General features: G+C 62.2%; 15 protein-coding genes. 4 read left to right on the top strand and 11 right to left on the bottom strand.

The window, feature by feature from the left end; all coding sequences use genetic code 11:
* Positions 1 to 15 precede the first annotated feature (15 nt).
* Positions 16 to 1,701 carry a sodium:solute symporter family protein gene (locus OIS53_RS09465; RefSeq protein WP_264682156.1) on the top strand — a complete coding sequence of 562 codons (1,686 nt, stop codon included), beginning with the start codon at positions 16 to 18 and terminating at the stop codon, positions 1,699 to 1,701.
* A gap of 281 nt (positions 1,702 to 1,982) precedes the next feature.
* On the opposite strand, the gene OIS53_RS09460 is transcribed toward OIS53_RS09465, so the two are convergent.
* The 9 genes from OIS53_RS09460 to OIS53_RS09420 all read right to left on the bottom strand — a co-directional run bounded on the left by OIS53_RS09460 (position 1,983) and on the right by OIS53_RS09420 (position 13,414).
* On the bottom strand, positions 1,983 to 2,876 hold the full coding sequence (locus tag OIS53_RS09460) for a DUF2911 domain-containing protein (RefSeq protein ID WP_264682155.1): 894 nt from the start codon (positions 2,874 to 2,876) through the stop codon (positions 1,983 to 1,985).
* 161 nt (positions 2,877 to 3,037) lie between these two features.
* A complete protein-coding gene (locus OIS53_RS09455; protein ID WP_264682154.1) occupies positions 3,038 to 5,794 on the bottom strand; it encodes a TonB-dependent receptor in 2,757 nt (918 codons plus the stop codon).
* 679 nt (positions 5,795 to 6,473) lie between these two features.
* Positions 6,474 to 6,947 carry a hypothetical protein gene (locus OIS53_RS09450; protein ID WP_264682153.1) on the bottom strand — a complete coding sequence of 158 codons (474 nt, stop codon included), beginning with the start codon at positions 6,945 to 6,947 and terminating at the stop codon, positions 6,474 to 6,476.
* A gap of 114 nt (positions 6,948 to 7,061) precedes the next feature.
* Entirely contained in the window at positions 7,062 to 7,577 is a 516-nt protein-coding gene (locus OIS53_RS09445; protein ID WP_264682152.1) for a YcxB family protein, read from the bottom strand.
* A gap of 3 nt (positions 7,578 to 7,580) precedes the next feature.
* A complete protein-coding gene (locus tag OIS53_RS09440; RefSeq protein ID WP_264682151.1) occupies positions 7,581 to 8,075 on the bottom strand; it encodes a hypothetical protein in 495 nt (164 codons plus the stop codon).
* A 94-nt stretch (positions 8,076 to 8,169) separates the two neighbouring features.
* Entirely contained in the window at positions 8,170 to 10,005 is a 1,836-nt protein-coding gene (locus OIS53_RS09435) for an ABC transporter ATP-binding protein (RefSeq protein WP_264682150.1), read from the bottom strand.
* Between the two features lie 112 nt (positions 10,006 to 10,117).
* Positions 10,118 to 10,600, bottom strand: a complete 483-nt coding sequence (locus OIS53_RS09430; protein ID WP_264682149.1) for an energy transducer TonB — start codon at positions 10,598 to 10,600, stop codon at positions 10,118 to 10,120.
* Positions 10,601 to 10,720: 120 nt separating this feature from the next.
* Entirely contained in the window at positions 10,721 to 12,223 is a 1,503-nt protein-coding gene (locus OIS53_RS09425) for a sodium:solute symporter (RefSeq protein WP_264682148.1), read from the bottom strand.
* 174 nt (positions 12,224 to 12,397) lie between these two features.
* Positions 12,398 to 13,414, bottom strand: a complete 1,017-nt coding sequence (locus OIS53_RS09420; protein ID WP_264682147.1) for an MBL fold metallo-hydrolase — start codon at positions 13,412 to 13,414, stop codon at positions 12,398 to 12,400.
* Positions 13,415 to 13,641: 227 nt separating this feature from the next.
* On the opposite strand from OIS53_RS09420, the gene OIS53_RS09415 reads away from it, so the two are divergent.
* The gene (locus OIS53_RS09415) at positions 13,642 to 14,679 is read left to right on the top strand and encodes a cyanophycinase (protein WP_264682146.1); all 1,038 of its coding nucleotides are present in this window, start codon (positions 13,642 to 13,644) and stop codon (positions 14,677 to 14,679) included.
* Positions 14,680 to 14,893: 214 nt separating this feature from the next.
* Entirely contained in the window at positions 14,894 to 16,069 is a 1,176-nt protein-coding gene (locus tag OIS53_RS09410; protein WP_264682145.1) for a glucose-1-phosphate adenylyltransferase family protein, read from the top strand.
* Positions 16,070 to 16,168: 99 nt separating this feature from the next.
* Here OIS53_RS09410 and OIS53_RS09405 read toward each other — a convergent pair whose 3' ends face one another.
* Complete coding sequence (locus tag OIS53_RS09405; RefSeq protein WP_264682144.1) at positions 16,169 to 16,723, bottom strand: hypothetical protein; 555 nt, start codon at positions 16,721 to 16,723, stop codon at positions 16,169 to 16,171.
* Positions 16,724 to 16,880: 157 nt separating this feature from the next.
* Between OIS53_RS09405 and OIS53_RS09400 the strand changes: the two genes are divergently transcribed.
* Complete coding sequence (locus tag OIS53_RS09400) at positions 16,881 to 17,549, top strand: hypothetical protein (RefSeq protein WP_264682143.1); 669 nt, start codon at positions 16,881 to 16,883, stop codon at positions 17,547 to 17,549.
* A 206-nt stretch (positions 17,550 to 17,755) separates the two neighbouring features.
* Here OIS53_RS09400 and OIS53_RS09395 read toward each other — a convergent pair whose 3' ends face one another.
* The gene (locus OIS53_RS09395) at positions 17,756 to 18,970 is read right to left on the bottom strand and encodes an MFS transporter (protein WP_264682142.1); all 1,215 of its coding nucleotides are present in this window, start codon (positions 18,968 to 18,970) and stop codon (positions 17,756 to 17,758) included.
* Positions 18,971 to 19,103 lie beyond the last annotated feature (133 nt).

The following is a 19,103-nucleotide window of genomic DNA, read 5'->3' as shown; positions in this document are numbered from 1 at the left end:
CCGCGCGTTTTCGGCATGAGTATTCTCGACTGGCTGGTGCTGGGCGGCACGCTGCTGTTTATCGTGGGCTACGGCACCTGGCGCACGCGCCGGGCCGGCCAGTCGCTGGACGGCTACCTGCTGGGCGGGCGGCAGGCGTCGTGGTGGGGCATCGGGCTGAGCATCATGGCTACCCAGGCCTCGGCCATTACGTTTCTAAGCACGCCGGGCCAGGCCTACGACGACGGCATGCGCTTTATTCAGTTCTACTTCGGCCTGCCCGTGGCCATGGTGCTGATTGCGGTGTTTGCCGTGCCCATCTACCACCGCCTCCAGGTGTTTACGGCCTACGAGTACCTGGAAGGCCGCTTCGATAGGCGCACCCGCACCTTCACGGCCCTGCTGTTTCTGGTGCAGCGGGGGCTCAGCAACGGCCTCTCGCTGTACGCCCCGGCCCTGGTGCTGTCGGCCATTCTGGGCTGGAATATTCAGCTGACGGTGTGGCTGATTGGCGGGCTGATGATTGCCTACACCGTGGCGGGCGGCACCCGCGCCGTGGCTGTCACCCAGCAGGGCCAGGTGGCCGTCATCTTCACGGGCATGGTGGTGGCCGGCTACCTGCTGGTGCACTACCTGCCGGCCGAGGTAGGCTTCCAGGACGCTCTGCTGGTGGCCGGGCACCAGGGCCGGCTCAACCTGGTAGATTTTCACTTCGACCCCAACGACCGGTACAACTTCTGGTCGGGTATGACCGGGGGCTTGTTTCTGGCCCTGTCCTACTTCGGCACCGACCAGAGCCAGGTGCAGCGCTACCTGGCCGGCCGCGACGTGCGCGAAAGCCGCCTAGGCCTGCTCATGAACGGCCTGCTCAAGGTGCCCATGCAGTTCGGTATTCTCTTGATTGGGGTACTGCTGTTCGTGTTCTACCAGTTCAACCCGCCCCCGCTCAGCTTCAACCGTCCCGTGCTGGAACGGGTGGCCGGCTCCCCCGAGCACGCCCCGGCCCTGCGCCAGCTGGAGCAGCAGCACGCCACCCTGTTTGAAGCCCGGCGCCAAGCCGCGGGCCAGCTGGTGCAGGCCCTGCACCAGCCCAACAACGCGGAAGCCATAGCCGCTGCCCAAACCCGCCTGCAAGCCACCACCGCCGCCACCGCCGGTCTGCGCCAGGAAACCCAGGCCCTGCTGAAGCGGGCCGTACCCACGGCCGAAGCCAAGGACACCGACTACGTATTCCTGACTTTCGTGCTGCGCTACTTGCCCCAGGGCCTGGTGGGGCTGCTCATTGCCGTGGTGCTGAGTGCGGCCATGGGCTCGGCCGCCGCCGGCCTCAACGCCCTGGCTTCCACCACCGTCGTGGACCTGTACCAGCCGGCGCGGCCGGGACAGCCGGAGCGGCACTACGTGGGCGCCTCGCGCTGGGCGGCCGTGGGGTGGGGGCTGCTGGGCATCGGCTTTGCTACCTTCGCCGCCCGCCTCGAAAACCTGATTCAGGCTGTCAACATCCTGGGCTCCTTGTTCTATGGCTCTATCCTGGGCATTTTTATGGTGGCGTTTTTCCTGCCGCGCGTGGGTGGCCGGGCCGTGCTCTGGTCGGCCGTGGCAGCTCAGGTGCTGGTGCTGGTCCTGTTCTGGCGCACCGATATCGGCTACCTCTGGTTCAACATCATCGGCTGCGGCCTGGTGATGCTGGGAAGCTGGGTGCTTTCTAGAGGTGAGAGGTGAGAAGTGAGAAGTGAGAAGTGAGAGGAGCCAGCCCCAGCGGGGCGGCATGTCGGTAGAAATCAACATGGTTGTAAATATGAAGCCCCGGCGGGGCGACACCACCGTCTGCTGACGCCAGGGTGTCGCCCCGCTGGGGCTTTTGAACATATCTTATTGACGTCGTTTCCTGCCGACATACTGCCCCTCCGGGGCTGTTGTGTTGCTGGTTAGGTGGATGGAGGATACAAAAAAGCCCCTGTCGCAACCGGCAGGGGCTTTTCATGGGTACGCTGAATGGGAGCTTACTTGCCGCCGTTGGCCTTCTTGGCCTCGGTCAGCAAGTCTTCATTCATTTTCACGTAGTCGGCGTTTTTGGCAGCCAGGGCCAAGGTGCGCGACTGTTCCGCGGCTTTGGTGGCACCGGCGTAGTCCTTCATCTTCATGCGGATTTTAGCCTCGGTGTGCACGTTCCAGAACTTAGGGTCGGTGGCATTGGCCTTCTGCATCCACTCCAGGGCCTGCTTCATATCCTTGTTGTTGTCGAGGTAGTAGACGGCGGCGGCGGCCAGGTCGTTGGGAGCAGGATTGGCGTTTTTGATAACCTTCTCCTCAATCTGCGCCATCACCTTGGGCTCCACGTCCGATGTCACCTTGAACTTGGCGCCGGTGGTTTCCCACTGCATGTCTACGGCGGCAGTGGCGGGCGTCAGGTCGGTGAAGCCGATGGTGAAGGTTTCCATCTTGGCCGGCAGCTTGTAGGGCTTGATGGTGAAGCGGGCCACGTCTTCGTCGTCCTTGAAGCCGTCCACGTTGGCACCCTGCTTGGTGTTCTTGTTCAACACCACGGTCCATTCGGCCTTGTTAGGGATGGTGTAGAGGCCGTATTCGCCGGCCGGCACCTTTTTGCCTTCCACGGTCACATCGTCCGAAAACTTGATGGTGGTGGTGGCGTTGGCGCCGGTGCGCCACCGCTTGCCAAACGGCACCAGCGTGCCAAATACAGCCCGGCCCTTGGCGCTGGGGCGTGAGTAAGTAACGGTGACGTCGGTGAGGCCTACGCGCTGGGTTACGGTGCTTTTGGGGCTGGGCTGGGGCGTTGTTATCTGGGCCTGGGCTGCCGTGGCCAGCAGCAGGCCGCTTACCAGCAGGGTAGCCCCGGCCAGGCGGCCCGGCAACGACAGCGAAGAAATCGTCATACTCATACAAGAGGAAGAAAGGGTGTGGAAGGGGTTATTGTTGGGTAAAAATAGCGAAAACTGCCGCACAGCGGCAGTTTTCTTTTACGGGCTCCTCTGCCAATAGCTTTAGTATCGGGCGTTAAGCACGCCGTCCGGGCTGGCGGCATCCAAAAGAAGGGCTACTGCAAATCGACCTGCACGCCCACAAAGGCCAGCCGGCCGATGCGGGGGCCGCCGTACACCTGCACGTTGTTGGAATTGAACAGATTGGACACCCCGGCCTGAAAGGTGGTATACAGGGAAGGCACCTGGTAATCTACCTGGGCGTCGAAGGTGGAGTAGGTGGGCACGTCGCCGGCAGCAAAGGGCATTTCCTGGAAGTGGCCCTGCACCCAGCGGTAGTTGACGGCGTAGCTCAGGTTGCGCATGGGCGTGCCGCTGGCTCCCAGGTTGTACTTGTGCTTGGGCGTGTTGAAGAACGTGCGGAAGTTGTCGGGCAGCCCTTTCCGGTCCAGCTCGTTGTAGCTGTAGTTGAAGCTCAGGGCAACCGGCTTGGTCAGGTAGTAGTTCAGGCCCAAGGCCGCGCCACGCGTCTCGACGGGCTGGGTGCTGTTGGTCCACAGGTACACGAAGCGGGTCTGGGCGCCGGCCAGGCGGTAGCCACTGTTGAAGTTGTCGAGGTTGGTGAGCTGCTCGGGGCTGGGGCGCGTGCCATCCAGGTTGCTCAGCAGCGAGGTAGACCCGATAAAGTCCTGGTAGCGGCTCATAAACGCGTTAACGTCGAGGTAGAGCTTGGGCAGTACCAGGCCGCGGTAGCCTACCTCCCAGGTGCGCACCCGCTCCAGCTGCAAGGGCTTCACCTCCACCGCGTGGTTGGCGGCGTTGGCGCTTAGCTGGATGCGGTTGGGGTCGAAGAAATTGCGCTCCGTCAGCGGCCGGCCGTTGTAGAAGAAGTTGTAGCCGGCAAAGCCCTTGCCCACGTTGCCCGACACGTAGTAGTTGCCCAGGTCGGCGCCGAAGTACTGCTCGGGCTGGGCCGGCTGGCGGTAGGCACGCCCAAAGGAAGCACGAAAGTTGTGCTGCTTGCTGCGGCCGGCCGAGTACACCGCCGAGGCGCGGGGCGAAAACGCCGCGTCGAAATTCTGAAACAGGTCGAGGCGGCCGGCCACGGCCAGCTTCAGGCGCTCTTCCAGCAGGGTTTGGCTGAGCTGGGCGTAGCCGCCCACCTCGTAGTTGCGCAGGCGCTTATCCTGGTCGGCGAAGTACTTGCCTCCGGAGCCCAGGCGGTACTCGCGGTACGCCCCGCCCAGCACCAGGCTGGAGCCCGGCAGTAGCCGCGCCTCATACTGCCCGCTGGCGTCGTTCAGAATAGAGTTGAAGCGGATGCGGGAGCCTTGGCGCAGGTTGTCGTCCTGGATGAATTTGGCGCGCAGCTCCCGAAACCTGGGGTCCGAAGCCGGTAGGTGCACGGCCTGGGCCGCCCGGTACGCCGCGTCCTGGGCACTGACGTCGGAGCCCCCGTTCTGCTGATATTGGGTGCGGTAAGTATTGTACCAGGTATTGGCGTAGTAATCGGCGTAGGTCTGGGTGCTTTGGTTGCCGCCCAGCCCAGCGTTGGCCGTCTGAATCCACTTACCCAGCGACTCCAGCTCGTAGGTGTCACCGCTGAAATCCTGCGTGGAGTAAGCCCGCAGAAAGCCCCGGCTGCTCTTCAGCTCCACCTTATACTGGTTGGTGCCGAAATCGTGCATGCGGAAGCGGCTCAGGTTCTGGTAGGTGGCCGAGCCCACGGCCCGCTTAGCATCGAGGCTTAGCTTCAGGTCGTTGCGCAGCAGAAACGCCATCGTGCCCATCAGGCGGTACAAGGTGGTATGGTCGTCGTCGGCCAGCAGCTCGGCTTCAGTGTAACCGGGCACGTAAAGACGTTTGCCCGTAATGGGTAGCTGCGGAAACCGGGGCGGACCAGGAAGACCAACGCTCTGCTCGCCGTAGCGGTTCACAGCATTGTAGCCCAGTAGGGAGCCGCGCTGGTTGGCTGAGGAGCTGACGCTGCCGTAGTCCTGGGCAATCCACTCGCGGGCCGTGAGGTAGGAGCCGATGACTTTGAAGGCTATCCGCGGGCCCAGCTGCTGGGCGTAGCGCACCTGCGCGTCGAGGTAGCTGCGCTGCCCGCCCCGCACCCGCGCCGACAGGCCGGTGTAGGTGAACGGGTCTTTGGAGTTGAACAGAATGACCCCGTTCAGGGCGTTGGAACCGTACAAAGCCGACGACGGGCCGTGCACTACCTCAATACTTTCCATGTCCAGCTCCGGGATGCCCACCATGTTGCCGGGGCTCAGGCTCAGCGAGGGCAGCTGCATGTCGGCGTAGTCGTAGAGCTGAATCACGCGCTCCGACTTGGCTGTATTGAAGCCGCGCGTGCTGATGCTGGTGAACAGCATGGAGGCCGAATTCACGTCGATGCCCTTGTACTGGCCCAGACCGCCCAGGATTTCGGGCGTGGCAATCTTCTGAATCTGCTGGGCCGAAATCTTCTCAATCGTGACGGGGGCCCGCAGAATGGTTTCCTCGATGCGCGAGGCCGCCACCACCACTTCGTTGAGCTGGGCCGGGCTGGGCTCCAGCACCACCTGTAGGTCGGTTTGCGGGGCCTGGAGCGTCACTTCGCGGGTGCTGTATCCCACAAACGACACCACCACCGTAACGGGCGGGCTGAACTGCGGCACGGTAAGCGAAAAGCGGCCGTTCTGGTCGGTACTGGTGCCAATAAAGGTGCCTTCCAGAAAGATGGTAGCACCCGGCAGCGGCTCATCGTCATCGGTGAGCACCGTGCCCGACACCACCTGGGACCCGGCTTCCGGGGTTTGACCTCGGCCAGGCAATGGCACCAGATTCAGCAATAGGAAGAAAATAGCTAGTAAGTAGCTGTGTCTCATGTAAATAGTGGGGAAGAGTGGGAAGCGGAAGAAGAAAAAAAGAAATCTGCCAGATAACCTGTACTGCCATTTGTTTGCCGCCACGGAGGCTCAAAACACCGAAACGGGAACAATCCGCCGCAACTGCTTTCTACCACCCGTATCATATCCGGCAAGACAGTCCTGTTGTGAGAAAATCGGCATCTCAGGAGGGCGTTGTCAGGGGTGGCTGCCGGTGCGTCTGGTTCAGATTGGGTCTGTTGAGAAGGTGAAAGTACATAGCTTTATAATAAATCAGCCACCACTTTCGCCCAACTATGCCAGCGGCGTGGCGAAGTTACCCCGTAACTCGGTGCTTTCGGTAGAGCGTACCGCCACCCGTGAAGCGTAAAGTTTCCAGCGTAAACCGGCACGCGCTGCCACCTATTTTTTTCTCCGGTCTCATGGCCGTTTCCCGCCGGCTAGAGGCAAGGGCTACGGCTACCCGGCCTGACAGAAAAAGTCCGGGAAGCCAGAGGCGTTGTAGGCCACGTAGCCTGCTGCCCGAAAGCCTACTAAGCACCAACGCCCAGCGGGCCGGCGCCGCGCCTGCCGCACCTTTTGCTTCCTCAGTGATGTGAGCGGCCCGATGTTGCCGCCACCAGCCGCCACAAAGCCAGTAGCAAGCAACACATCGGCTCGAAAACAGGGAAACAGCCCGCTACAGTCGCTGCTGCGGCACCTCGTGCTGGCTCACTAACTGCTCTACCGCCGCGGCAGTGGCTGGGGCCTCCAGGCGGCGCAGGTCGAGGTAGTAGCAGGCGCCGGCCGGGGCCTGCGGAAATAGCAGCAGCCAATCCGGCGCTACCCACACGGCCCGCGCTACTCGGGCCCACGGCGTACGCACCTGCCCTTGGGTGCTTTGCAACCCAATTTCTGTGGCAGTCAGGGTGTAGTCGATGGGCTGATGGGCGGTGAAGCCCCGCCGCAGCAGGTAGCGCGTCAGCTGCTGCCGAAACAACGCGTACAGCGCCGCCACGCCCAGAAACGCCACGGTGCTCCAGTTGCGGATGCTGCCGTGCCGGGCCACATCCAGCCCCACGCTCACAGCCAGCAGCAGGCCCGCCGCCCCCAGCAGCCAAAAGGTGCGCCGCGTGCCGGGCCGCGCCTGCCACAAACGGTAATTCAGCACCATGTAGTCATGGAGGGTAAGCTGGACTTGGGGGAGGCGGAGGGAGGCAGGCAAAGCAGGAAGCTCAATAATTCAAAAATCAGTGAGGCAACAGAAGCAGCTCATGAAGCTTGAGGCTTAGACTACTTGAACTGCTTCTCGCTGCAATAAAGTTAGTACGTCCTCGGCAGTAGCTGGAGCCTCAACCCGGCGCAGGTCCAGGAAAAAGGCCGTGTTCTGTGAAGTCTGAAGAAGTAGCCAAGCGCCAAACCGATGGGCGCGGGTTACAGCTGGCCATGCCAGCTCTGTTGAGTAAGAGGCTGACTGAACAGCAATACCTTCGGAGCTTAGTGTGTAAGTAGGTGCTTCGTGCAGAAATGTGCTGGCGCGGTACTGGCGCCACATGCTCCACACCATTAGAACTGGAATTAAGGCAAAAAAAGCCGCCGCAACTAATTGAAAGGGCGCTTCGCGAAACATAGTGGTTACTGAAACGGAGCCCCCTAACAAACCAACTACCACTGTGCCAGTCACCGAGAAAAAAGGGAACAGGCCAATCAGCAATAAGGGCTGCACTCGAAACACAAACCGTAGCGAAGTCAATAAATACTGGCTAAAAGATATTTGTACCAGAGGTATTTTGATGACCGTCATAGTTTATAATAAACGAAGTCCACGCTGTTGAAAAGCATTTAATAAATCGGCTTCAGTTGCAGGCAATTGTATGCGCGCAGAATCCAGAAGAAGCCCTTGTTGATTTTCGCTAACCAAAATATACCAACGACCCATTCTCCGAACACCCTTGAACACACTCCAGGCCAGAGTAGAATGCTGTAATGAATTAATTACTGTCACTCCAGCGTCAGCAAGCGTGTAGGTGGTAGACTGTTGGAAAAGCGGTGTAGCTGTATACTGACGTTTAGACTGCCTACGTAGTACGATAACTACTATCACCGCATAAATCAGAATGAGGATAACCAATGGAATTATTGAGGATAAATCTGAAAAGTCAATTTCAGCCCAAAAATTATAAACCGGATACACAACAGGTAGTAGAAATACCCACCACCGTCGCCGTAGTATAGCCTGCTGGTTAAGTTGTTGAAATTCTTGCAGAGAGAGGTGAACGTCTGAAAGTATAATTGGCTGCATAGCCGCAATAATACAGATTTCGAGCCTTGTAGTAGCTGATAAAAAAGGGCAAAGCACCGCGCTTCGCCCTTTCGCGCATCAAAGGCTTACACTCTTAACTCAACTCAAACTGCAACCGCAGCAGATTGGCGTACAGGCCGTTGTCGTTGTGGGCTAGCTCCTCGTGGGTGCCTTGTTCCACGATGCGGCCCCCGTCGATGACCAGGATTTTGTCGGCTTTGCGGATGGTGCTGAGGCGGTGGGCAATGATGATGCTGGTGCGGCCTTCCATCAGTTCGTCCATGGCCTGCTGCACCAGCTTTTCGCTTTCGGAGTCGAGGGAAGACGTGGCTTCGTCGAGGATGAGGATGGCGGGGTTTTTCAGGATGGCGCGGGCAATGGCCACGCGCTGGCGCTGCCCGCCTGAGAGCTTGATGCCCCGCTCACCCACCACCGTGCCGAGGCCCTCGGGGAAGGAGCTGATGAACTGCCAGGCGTTGGCCTTGCGGGCCGCCTGCGTGATTTCCTCGTCGGTGGCGTCGGTTTTGCCGTAGGCAATATTCTCGCGGATGGTGCCCCCAAACAGAATGGTTTCCTGCGGCACAATGCCGATGTGGCGGCGCAGCTCCGTCAAGTCGTACTGCTGAATCTGGTGACCATCCACCAGAATCTGCCCGCCGCTCAGCTCATAATACTGCATGAGCAGCTGCACGATGGTGCTTTTACCGGCCCCCGACGGCCCTACCAGCGCAATTTTCTCGCCGGCCTGAATGTCGAAGGTAATGTCCTGGAGCACGGCCAGGTCGGGGCGGGTGGGGTAGCGGAAGGCCACGTGGCGGTAGTCGATGTCGCCGCGCACGTGCAGGGGCGCCCGGCCCGCCAGGCGGGGACGGTGCGTGGGCTCGGTAGGCTCCTCCAGAATCTCCAGAATCCGCTCCGACGCGCCCAGGGTGCTTTGCACTTTGCTGTACATCTCGCCCAGGCCCGCCACCGAAGCCCCGATGAAGGTGGTGTACAGGATAAACGACATGAACTGCCCGATGGTCAGGTCGCCGAGCTGCACCAGTGTAGCCCCGCGCCATAGCACCAGGATAATGCCCCCAAACAGCCCGATAATCAGAAACGACACGAAGGCCCCGCGGTAGAGGTTGCTGCGCAAGGCCGCCTGCACCGTGCGCGTGAGGCCGTCGTTGTAGCGGGCCACCTCAAACAGCTCGTTGGTGAAGGCCTTCACGTTGTTGATGGCCTGCAAGGTTTCCTCCACGATGACGTTGGTGCGGGCTAGCTCGTCCTGGGTGGTGCGGGCGGCCTTCCGGATGCGCTTCCCGAAGATGAGGGCCAGAATGACCAGGCCCGGAAACGTGGCCAGCATAAACAAGGACAGCTTCACGGAGGCCACCATGATAAACACCACGCTGGCCAGCAGCGTCACCACCTGCCGGAACAGCTCGGCCAGGGTCAGCGAAAACGTATCCTGAATCTGGCCCACGTCGGAGGTGATGCGGGAGGTGATTTCGCCCACGCGGTTTTTCTCGAAGAAGGGAATGGGCAGCTGCACAAACTGCCGGTATAAGTCGCGCCGGATGTCGCGGACCGTAAACTCGCTGACCTGGGTGAAAAACCAGATGCGGCCGAAGGAAAACAGCCCTTGCAGCACAATCACCCCGAACAGGGCCAGGGCAATCTGGTTGATGCTGAGCGCCCCGCTGCCGGGCAGGCGCACTGGCGTGCCGTTGGCCACGTCCACGAGCTTGCCCGCAATCCACGGAAACGCCATAAACGTGGCGCTGCTGAGGGCCAGCAGCAGCAGGCCCACCACAAACTTGCCCCGGTAGGGCAGCACGTAGCGAAAAATCCTCAGCCCGCGCCGAAAATCCTCTTTGGTTAATCGTTTTTTGGCGGGCTCCGGCGTTGCGACGGGGCCCCGAGTATTCAGTCCACTTCGGGCCATTCTAGGGGTAGAAGTGAGACAGTGAGAGGTGAGAGGTGAGACTATGTTCTGACGCCAGCGCCGCTAGAACGTAGTCTCACCTCTTACTTCTCACTGTCTCATGTCTAAAAAATCACTCAAACTTCGGCTTGCCCTGTTCTACTTTCAGGCTTTGGGAGTTGCCGAAGGGAATGGGCAGGCGCACCTGCACGGCCACGGGCTGGCCTTTGCGGGTGGCGGGTTTCCAGGCCGGCATCAGGCCCAGCACCCGCAGGGCCTCGGTGTCGCACTCCGGCGAGAGGGGCTGCACCACCGAGGGGTTGGTGAGGTGGCCGTCGGCTTCCACCGTGAAGGTCATCACCACGTCGCCGCTGATTTGCTTGACGCGCGCCGCCTCCGGATACTTTAGCTGCTGCTGCAAAAAGCTGCTCAGAGCCGCGGCGCCGCCCGGAAACTGCGGGGGCGCATCGGGGCGGTTGGCGGCGGGGCGGGCCTGGGCCTGCATACGGCCGGGCTGTAGCTCGATGGGCGCCTTAGCGGCGGGCGTACCGGCCTGCTGGGCGTAGGCTGCCGAGGCCAGAATGCTGAGGATGAGGAGGGAGAAAAGCTGTTTCATAGGGTGGGGAAGAAGTAGCGCTGACTATAGCGCCGCCAACTACAACCGAAGGCCAGCGCAGCTACAGTCAGCGGTACGGTGCGCGGCGGCAAATGTACGCCGACTTCCCCTTAACAACCCTTACGCCACGGGGTTCAATTCCGGCTTGGGGACGCGCTGCGAAACCGCCCACAGCCCCAGGAACGTCAGCAAGCCGTTGTAGATCAGCTTCTCAAAGCCGATTTCGTAGCCGTTGAACCACACGCCGGCGTTGCGTACCAGCACCCAGGTCAGCACCGGCGACAATACGCAGACGATGGGTACCCACCGGTCTTCGGGGCGGCGCTGGGTGTAGAGGCCGAAGGCGTAGAGGCCCAGCAACGGCCCGTAGGTGTAGCCCGCCGCATCGAACACGGCCGACACCACGTTCTGGTCGTTGAGGGCCCGGAAGATGAGGATGATAACGATGAGCACCGCCGTAAAGGCCAGGTGGGTGAGCTGGCGCATGGATTTCTGCTGGGCCTCCGGGTAGCGCGAAATGCCCAGAAAATCGACGCAGAAGGAGGTGGTGAGGGCCGTGAGGGCCGAGTCGGCGGAGGCGTACGTGACGGCAATGATACCCAGCACAAACACCACGCCCGCAAACAAGCTGAAGTGACTGGTAGCCAGGTAGGGAAACACCTTGTCGGTATCGAGCTTGCCCTTGAGGTTGAGCAGCTCCGGCAGCTGGTCCAGGGCCAGGCCTTTTACGTCGGCGTACTTGTAGAGCAGCACGCCCAGGCTCAGAAACAGGATGTTGACGAAAACCAGCGTGAGCGTAAACCAGAACATATTTTTCTGGGCATCCCGGAGGCTGCGGCAGCTCAGGTTTTTCTGCATGAGGTCCTGGTCAAGGCCGGTCATGGTGATGGTAATGAACATGCCGGCCGCAAACTGCTTCCAGAAGTACTTTTTGCTGTTGGGGTCGTCGAAAAAGAACGTTTCGGACAGGGGACTGTCGCGCACGGTCTGCACCAGCCCGGCCCAGCCCAGGTTCAGCTCCCGCCCAATCAGCCCGATGCTGACCACCACGCACAAGAGCATGGCCAGGGTTTGGAAGGTGTCGGTCCAGAGAATGGTTTTCAGCCCCCCGCGGAAGGTGTAGAGGTAGATGAGCAGGATGCTGACCGTGACGGTAACGGCAAACGGCACGCCCATTTTCTCGAACACCAGCAGCTGCAACACGCCCGCCACCAGAAACAGCCGGAACGCCGCCCCGATGGCCCGGCTCAGCAGAAAGAAAGCAGCCCCCGTTTTGTAGCTCCAAAACCCGAAGCGCTGCTCCAGATACGTGTAGATGCTGACCAGATTGAGCCGGTAGTACAAGGGCAGCAGCACCGTGCCAATGACGGCGTAGCCGGCCACGTACCCGAACACCAGCGCCAGGTAGCTCCACTGCCCCGTAAGTACCTGCCCCGGCACCGACACAAACGTGACTCCCGACAACGAGGTGCCAATCATGGCAAACGCCACCATATACCATGGGGCATTGCGGTTGGCCACAAAGAACGACTCGCTGGTAGCCTTGCGCGAGGTAAGCAGGGCAATAATGATAAGAACGACGAAGTAGCCCGCAATCAGGCTAAGCACGAGGGTGGGAGACATGTACTGGTTGTTGATGGGTGGTTCTTGGTTATCGGTTTTTGGCGGGTGGTTATGTAAAAGGGGGCAGCGGCCAGTATCCGGAATGATGAAAGGTCAAATCTACGACTACCCCACCGCACTACCAGCCACCCACCACCAACCAAAAACCATAAACCACCCACCAAAAACCAGCACCTACTCCCAGTCCTGCCAGCGCAGCACCTCACCCACGGCGGGGGCGTGCAGCTCGCCGCGCAGCATACCGCCGTGGGCTACCATTTCCAGCTCCCGCAGGGGCTCCGAGGCCGGCTCGTCCGAAAGGTCGAAGGTGCCGTAGTGCATGGGTATCACGTGGCCGGCGCGCAGGATATTGGCCGCTTTAGCCGCTTCGTGGGGGTTCACGTGGCTGAGCTGCATCATAAACGCCGGCTTGTAGGCCCCGATGGGCATGAGCACGATATCCAACGGGCCGAATTGCTGCTCAATCAGCTCGAAATGGTCGGCCATGGACGTGTCGCCGGCGAAGTAGAGGGTGCGGCCGTCGGGCAGGCGCAGCAGGAAGGAGCCCCAGAGCACGGTGTTCAGGTCGCGGAGGCCGCGGCGGTGCCAGTGCGAGGCAGGCAGGAAGAACAGCTCAAACGGCGCGTCGGGGCCCAGGTCGAACTGCTGCCACCAGCCGGCCTCCTGCACCGGCAGGGTAGGGGCCCAGCCGCGCACCAGCCCGGCCATGCCCAGGGGCCCAAACGCCCGCAGCTGCGGATTATGGCGGGCCAGCAGCCGGACGGACTGCTCGTCGAGATGGTCGCGGTGGCCGTGGCTGAGCAGGAGCAGGTCGAGGCCGGTGAGGTCCTGGGGGCGGCAGGGCAGGGCGTGGCGGTGGCGCAAACCCACCGATGAGAACAGCACCGGGTCGGTGAGGATGGTGACGCCGGCTACCCGCAGCAGAAACGAGGCGTGCCCCAGCCACACCAAGCCGTCTTCCTGGCTTTGCAGGAACTCGGTGCAGTCCACCACGGCCGGAGCCCAGGTGTCGGCCTTCTTCTCTTTCTTCTGCGGATTCTCACTCAGCTGCCACTTGATGACCGTCTTGAACGTGGGCTCATACAGCTCTTCGCCATTGCAGTACTCCCGGCCTATCATCTTGTTGCCGGGGTACTTAGGTTTGATGGTGGAGAGTTGCGGATTGCGGGCGAAGTGGGGCGTGGTCGGCATAGAAAGGCAAAGTACGGAATGTGGCCTGAGCTTTAGTTTGGGCCGTGCTGGCGTTGGTTCCCGCAGAGGACGCAGAAGGCTGCGCGGAGGGCGCTGAACGTTCTGCGTCTTCTGCGTACCCTTCTGCGTCCTCTGCGGGAACCTGACAGTAGAATACCCAAAGCACGGCCCCGCCCAAGGTCAGGCCACATCTACTTATCTTCCAGCACACTTCCTACCACAATCACATGTCTACCAAACCCTACTTTCTGGCTCTGGTCGTCGCCCTAGCCGCCTGCCAACAAGAAAACAGCGCCCCTGCGCCCCGCGCCACCCAGACCCAAAACGCCACCGGCTCCCTGGGCCTGGCGGGAGACGCGGCCGACGTGGCCCGCACCACGGCCGGTGGCACCGTGCTCATGGGCGGCGGCCCCGACGTAGACGAAGCCATCCGCTGGATGATAGCCAAGTCGGGCGGGGGCGACTTCCTGGTGCTGCGCGCCTCCGGCACCGATGCCTACAACGCCTACATCTACGGGCTGGGTGGGGTCAACTCCTGCGAAACCCTGCTCATCAACTCCCGCACCCTGGCCAACGACCCGCAGGTGGAAGCCAAAATCCGTGGGGCCGAGGCCGTGTTCATTGCCGGCGGCGACCAAGCTAACTACGTCAACTTCTGGAAGGACACCAAGGTAGAAGATGCCCTCAACTACCTGCGCAACACCAAGCAGGCGCCCATCGGGGGCACCTCGGCGGGCTGCGCTATTCAGGGCGCCGTGTACTTCTCGGCCGTCAACGGCACCATTACCTCCGACGAGGCCCTGCGCAACCCCTACAACAGCAAGCTCACCCTGGGCCGCAACGACTTCCTGAGCAACCCCTACCTCACCAACGTGGTGACGGACACCCACTTCAACAACCCCGACCGGCGCGGGCGCATCACCACGTTTCTGGCCCGCCTGAGCAAGGACCACGGCGTAGTGGGCCGGGGCATTGGGGTAGATGAGGCCACGGCCGTGTGCATCGAGCCCAACGGCACGGGCAAGGTGTTCGGCAGCGGCACGGCGTTTTTCCTGACCCAGAACGGCAGCGCCAGCACCCCCGAAACCTGCGTCAGTGGCCGAAGCCTCGACTGGTACCGCAGCCGCCAGGCCGTGCGGGTCTACAAAATTCCGGGTACCACCGCCGGCACGGGCACCTTCAACCTGAGCACCTGGACGGGCGGCAGCGGCGGCAGCAGCCAGTTTTACTACGTAGACCGGGGCGCGCTGGGCATTTCGTACTAGGGTGCGTGGGCAGTTGGTAAAATCGCCTAAAAAGGCCGTCCTGCTGAGCGAAGGCGGAGCCGTAGTCGAACCGAAGGACGGCCTTTGTGTTTGTTGTTTACAGCGCCTAGGCGCCGCGCATAGCTCCTCCTAATCGTTCTGGGATTTTCTGCCGTAGAAGTGGCATTCCTGGCTGTTGCTGTGCAACGGGCCCGGCATTCTCACCAGACTACGCATGGATAGAACACCCACCCTCACCCAGGCGCGCGGCACGCGGCTGTTTGGCAAGAAAGTGCTGGCCCTGGTGCTGGCCGGCGGCAAAGGCTCCCGCATGGGGCCGCTCACGGAGCACCGCGCCAAGCCCGCCCTGCCTTTCGCCGGCACCTACAAGCTCATCGACTTTGCTTTGTCGAACTGCGTCAACTCGGGCATCTTCGATGTGTGGGTGCTGGAAGAATACGAGCTGCACACCCTCAACGACCACCTGAGCAACGGCCGGCCCTGGGACCTGGACCGCACCTACGGCGGCCTGCGGGTGCTGCCGCCCTACACCGGCGGCCCCGAGGCCGAGGAAGGCGGCTTCGCCAGCGGCAACGCCGACGCCATCTACAAGCAGCTGCCCCTCCTCAAAGACTACGCTCCCGATGTGCTGGTGGTGCTGTCGGCCGACCACCTCTACACCCTCAACCTGGCCGACGTGGTGGAGGCCCACCTTCGGCGCAAGGCCAGCATTACGATGGTGACGACCACCGTACCCCCGCGCGAGGACGCCACCCGCTTCGGCAACGTGGTGCTGGAGGCCAACGACCGGGTAAAGAACTTTGTGTACAAGCCCGAAAAACCTGTCTCCGACGATATTACCACCGAGGTGTTCGTGTACGACGTGCCCACGCTGGTGCGCACCCTGGAACGCCTGGAGCGGGAGCAGGACGACTTGGAAGACTTCGGCCACCACCTGCTGCCGGCTTTGGTGGAAGAAGGCCAGGCGTACGCCTACCGCTTCCGGGGGTACTGGCGCGACGTAGGCCTGCCCGAAGCCTATCTTAACGCCCACCTCGACCTGCTGGCCGGGCGCGGCGTGGACCTGGCCCAGCCCGACTGGCCGCTCTACACGCTCACCCTGCCCCGGCCCCCGGCCCGCATTGAGCGAGGTGCTGTGGTAGAAAACAGCCTAGTGGCGCCGGGCTGCCGGGTGGCCGGCACCGTGCGGCGCTGCGTGCTCGGCCCCGACGTAACCGTAGAAGCCGGCGCTACCCTCGACGATTGCGTGCTGCTGGGCCGCACCCACGTGGCAGCCGGCGTGCAGCTCAAGCGCATCATCGTGGACCAGGACCTCGATTTGCCCAAGAACTTCCAGCGCCTCCGCACCCGCGGCGTGGAGGTGCTTGGGGCTGAGCAGCTAAAAGAATAACTGTTCAATCGACCTCTGTCCTACGCCGCTTGATGCGCAACATCCTCCGGGATAGAGGTGGGATGAACAAACCTGGTTAGGGCGTCAGTCGGCATGAAATTAACGCCACGGAAAGTATCCGTCAGGATACGCCGGGGTGCCGTTGCTGACCCGCACCCCACCCGAGACGGAGAAATTTTCGGTGATATGATAGTCGGCGCGCAGGCTCATGCCGGAGCCCAGGTTGCCGCCGAAGCCGGCGTACGGATTCACGCGCAGCGAAGAAGCGGGAGACAGGTCCTTCCAGGCAGTGCCCGTCAGCAGCAGGCGCGGCGACACGGCGTACTGCCCGCCGCCGTAGAGCAGGTAATGGTGGGTGGCGCGGGAGGTCTGCCTCACATCTACACTCATGGTTGATGCAAAGGCCACGCCCGGCATGGTGCGCAGGTACGTAACGCCCCCAAACACGGAAAAGCGGCGGCCGAGCTGCCAGGAAGCCGAGGGACTGACGTAGCTGGCCGTGCCCAGCCGCCCCGCAAACACCGCCCCGGCCGACAAGCTGTACGAAGGCGTAAGTCCCACGCGCCCCGAAGGCGCCGCCGGAGCAGCCGGAACCTGCGCCGCTGCCGTGCCGGCCAGCAACAGGCCCGCGCATACAAGAGAAAGTCGAAGCATACGGTAAGAAGGCGAAGCCGCCACGTTCGGTTCACAAGATACGCAAACCCTGCTGCCGGCTGATAGTGCCGGGCCGTGCCATTGATGGCGCGGGGCAGTGCCCCGTGTCATCCGTGGGCCAGTAGTCGGCCAGGGCGTTCCACTTACTTTTACTTCTATGCCCGACGACTACCTTGCCTACCAGACGTTTCCCGACCCCGCCGTGGCGCAGCCACTGCGGGAGCTGCTGGACCAGCACCAAATTCCACACGAGGCCCGCTGGGAGCGGCCTGACTTCGACGTAACGTTTGCCCACAACCCCACTAGCCGCCGCTTCCTGGTGCTGGTGCGGCCCGACGATTTTGAAAAAGCGCGGGCCCTGGAGGAAGAAGCCAGCCGCCAGCTCACGGCCGCCGCCCCGCCCGACCACTACCTGCGCACGTTCACCGATAACGAGCTGCTCGACGTGCTGGCTCGTCCCGACGAGTGGAGCGCCTTCGATGTAGCCCTTGGCCAGGAGCTGCTCCACCAGCGCGGCCACGACGTGTCGGATGGGGTGCTGGCCCTGCTGCACCAGCAGCGCCTGCGCGAGCTAGCCCGCCCCGAGCCCCGGCAGCGGGTGTGGGTGAGCATCGGCTACGTCCTGGCTTTGCTGGGCGGGGTGCTGGGCATTCTGATTGGCTGGCACCTCAGCTCCCACCACAAAACCCTGCCCGACGGCCGCCGCGTACCCAGCTTTGCGGAGGAGGACCGCCGCCACGGCCGCCGCATGCTGGGTCTGGGCATCGGGTGCGGGCTGCTGTGGCTGGGCTGGCGGCTGTACGCGCGGCTGGCGGGCACGCTGTAGCGGCGCGTGCTGAGCCAGCAGGACAAAGGCCAACCAGTGAAACACCAGCGCCAAAGAGCTACGCAAGCAGGACAAGCCAGGTGCACCCGCTGCGGGCGGGCCTGTTCACGTCGTTTCCGGTGCCACTCCAGGAACTGCCCCGCTAAGCCGAGCATTGCAACGCGTGACCAAGCTCCGCAACCCCGTCCGTCTCACCTCCTTACCAGTCACCCCATCACCTCATCGTTCCGCCCGGCCAGCCACGCCACCGCGGCCAGACACAGGGCAAACCACGCCCAGGGCAGGCGCAGATCAATAATCGACAAAACCCCAAACACGAGGGTGCTGATGAAGCTGGCCAGGCCCTGAAATGCCTGGTTGAGCCCGAAAATCTCACCCCGGTCTTCCTCGGTGGTGCGCTGGGCCAGCAGGCCTTCCAGCAGACCCTGGATAAGGGAAAGCGTGAAGCAGTCGAGGGTGACGAGCACGTAGAGGGCGGGGCGGGAGGAGCCAATCAGGCCGTAGGCGGCCAGCACTGGCACGCCCAGGGCTGCCAGCCACACAATAGCCCGGCGCTGGTTGATTCGGTCGGCCAAATAGGTGTAGAACACGTAGTTGAGCCCCACGCTCAGGGCCCCGAAGTACATAAAGAAGTAGGAAATGGCGCGGGCGTCCATGCCCAGCTCACCCACGCTCACGAAGGGCACGAAGTAGAAGTAGTAGCCGGTGCTGAGCGTAAGGGCCACCTGCGTGAGCACGATGCCGCGCAGGCCTCGGCCGGGCCCGTCTTTGGCGCGCAGGCGGGCCCAGAGCGTCAACAGGTTGAGGGCGCGGCCCAGCTCGGCCCGCAGCTCGGCCCCGCGCACTCCGGTAGGCTGGGTGTGGGTTTCGCGCAAGAGCATGCTCAGCCCCACGTTGAGGGCGGCCAGCGTCACGCCCAGCCCTACCACGTAGGAGGCCTGCTGAGCCGGGGGCACGTCGAGCACCGTGAGCAGCACCCCGGCCGCCATCGGGCCCAGCACGAAAGCCAGCGAAATGATGGCGCCTTCGATGCCCAGGTTCTTGAACAGCTCGTCCTTGGGCGACAAGTCGGTGATGGCCGAGCGCATGGTGGCGTACATGCCGTTGGTCAGCCCATCCGATACCCGGTTGACGAAGTACAGACTGGCCCGCACTGGCAGCAGCAGCACGTTGGCCAGCAGCGTGCCCACGGCCGAAAAAATTAGGATGGGCCGCCGCCCGTAGCCGTCCGACAGCTTGCCCAGCACCGGCGCCGAAAACAGCTGCACCCCCAGAAACACGCCCGCCCCCACTGACAGCCACAGCTGGGGCTGCGCCAGCCCCCGCACAAACTCCGGCATCACTGGCCCCACCGCCGAGCCCACCAGCACGTCAAGCAGAATAATCGTGTAAATCAGCAGCAGGCGTCGGTCTTTCGGCATGGGGTGTAAAGGTACAGTGCCGGACCTCACCCCCTAGCCCCCTCTCCAAAAGAGAGGGGGAACTAGTTTTTAGAACTAGAGGCTAATTCCCCTCCTCATCTGAGAAGGGGTTAGGGGTGGTTGATAAACCATA

Origin of the sequence: Hymenobacter sp. YIM 151500-1 (genome assembly GCF_025979885.1) — a bacterium.
In the GTDB taxonomy this organism is placed as follows: domain Bacteria; phylum Bacteroidota; class Bacteroidia; order Cytophagales; family Hymenobacteraceae; genus Hymenobacter.
Note: the sequence above shows the minus strand (reverse complement) of the source record. Positions and strands in the feature narration are given on the sequence as shown.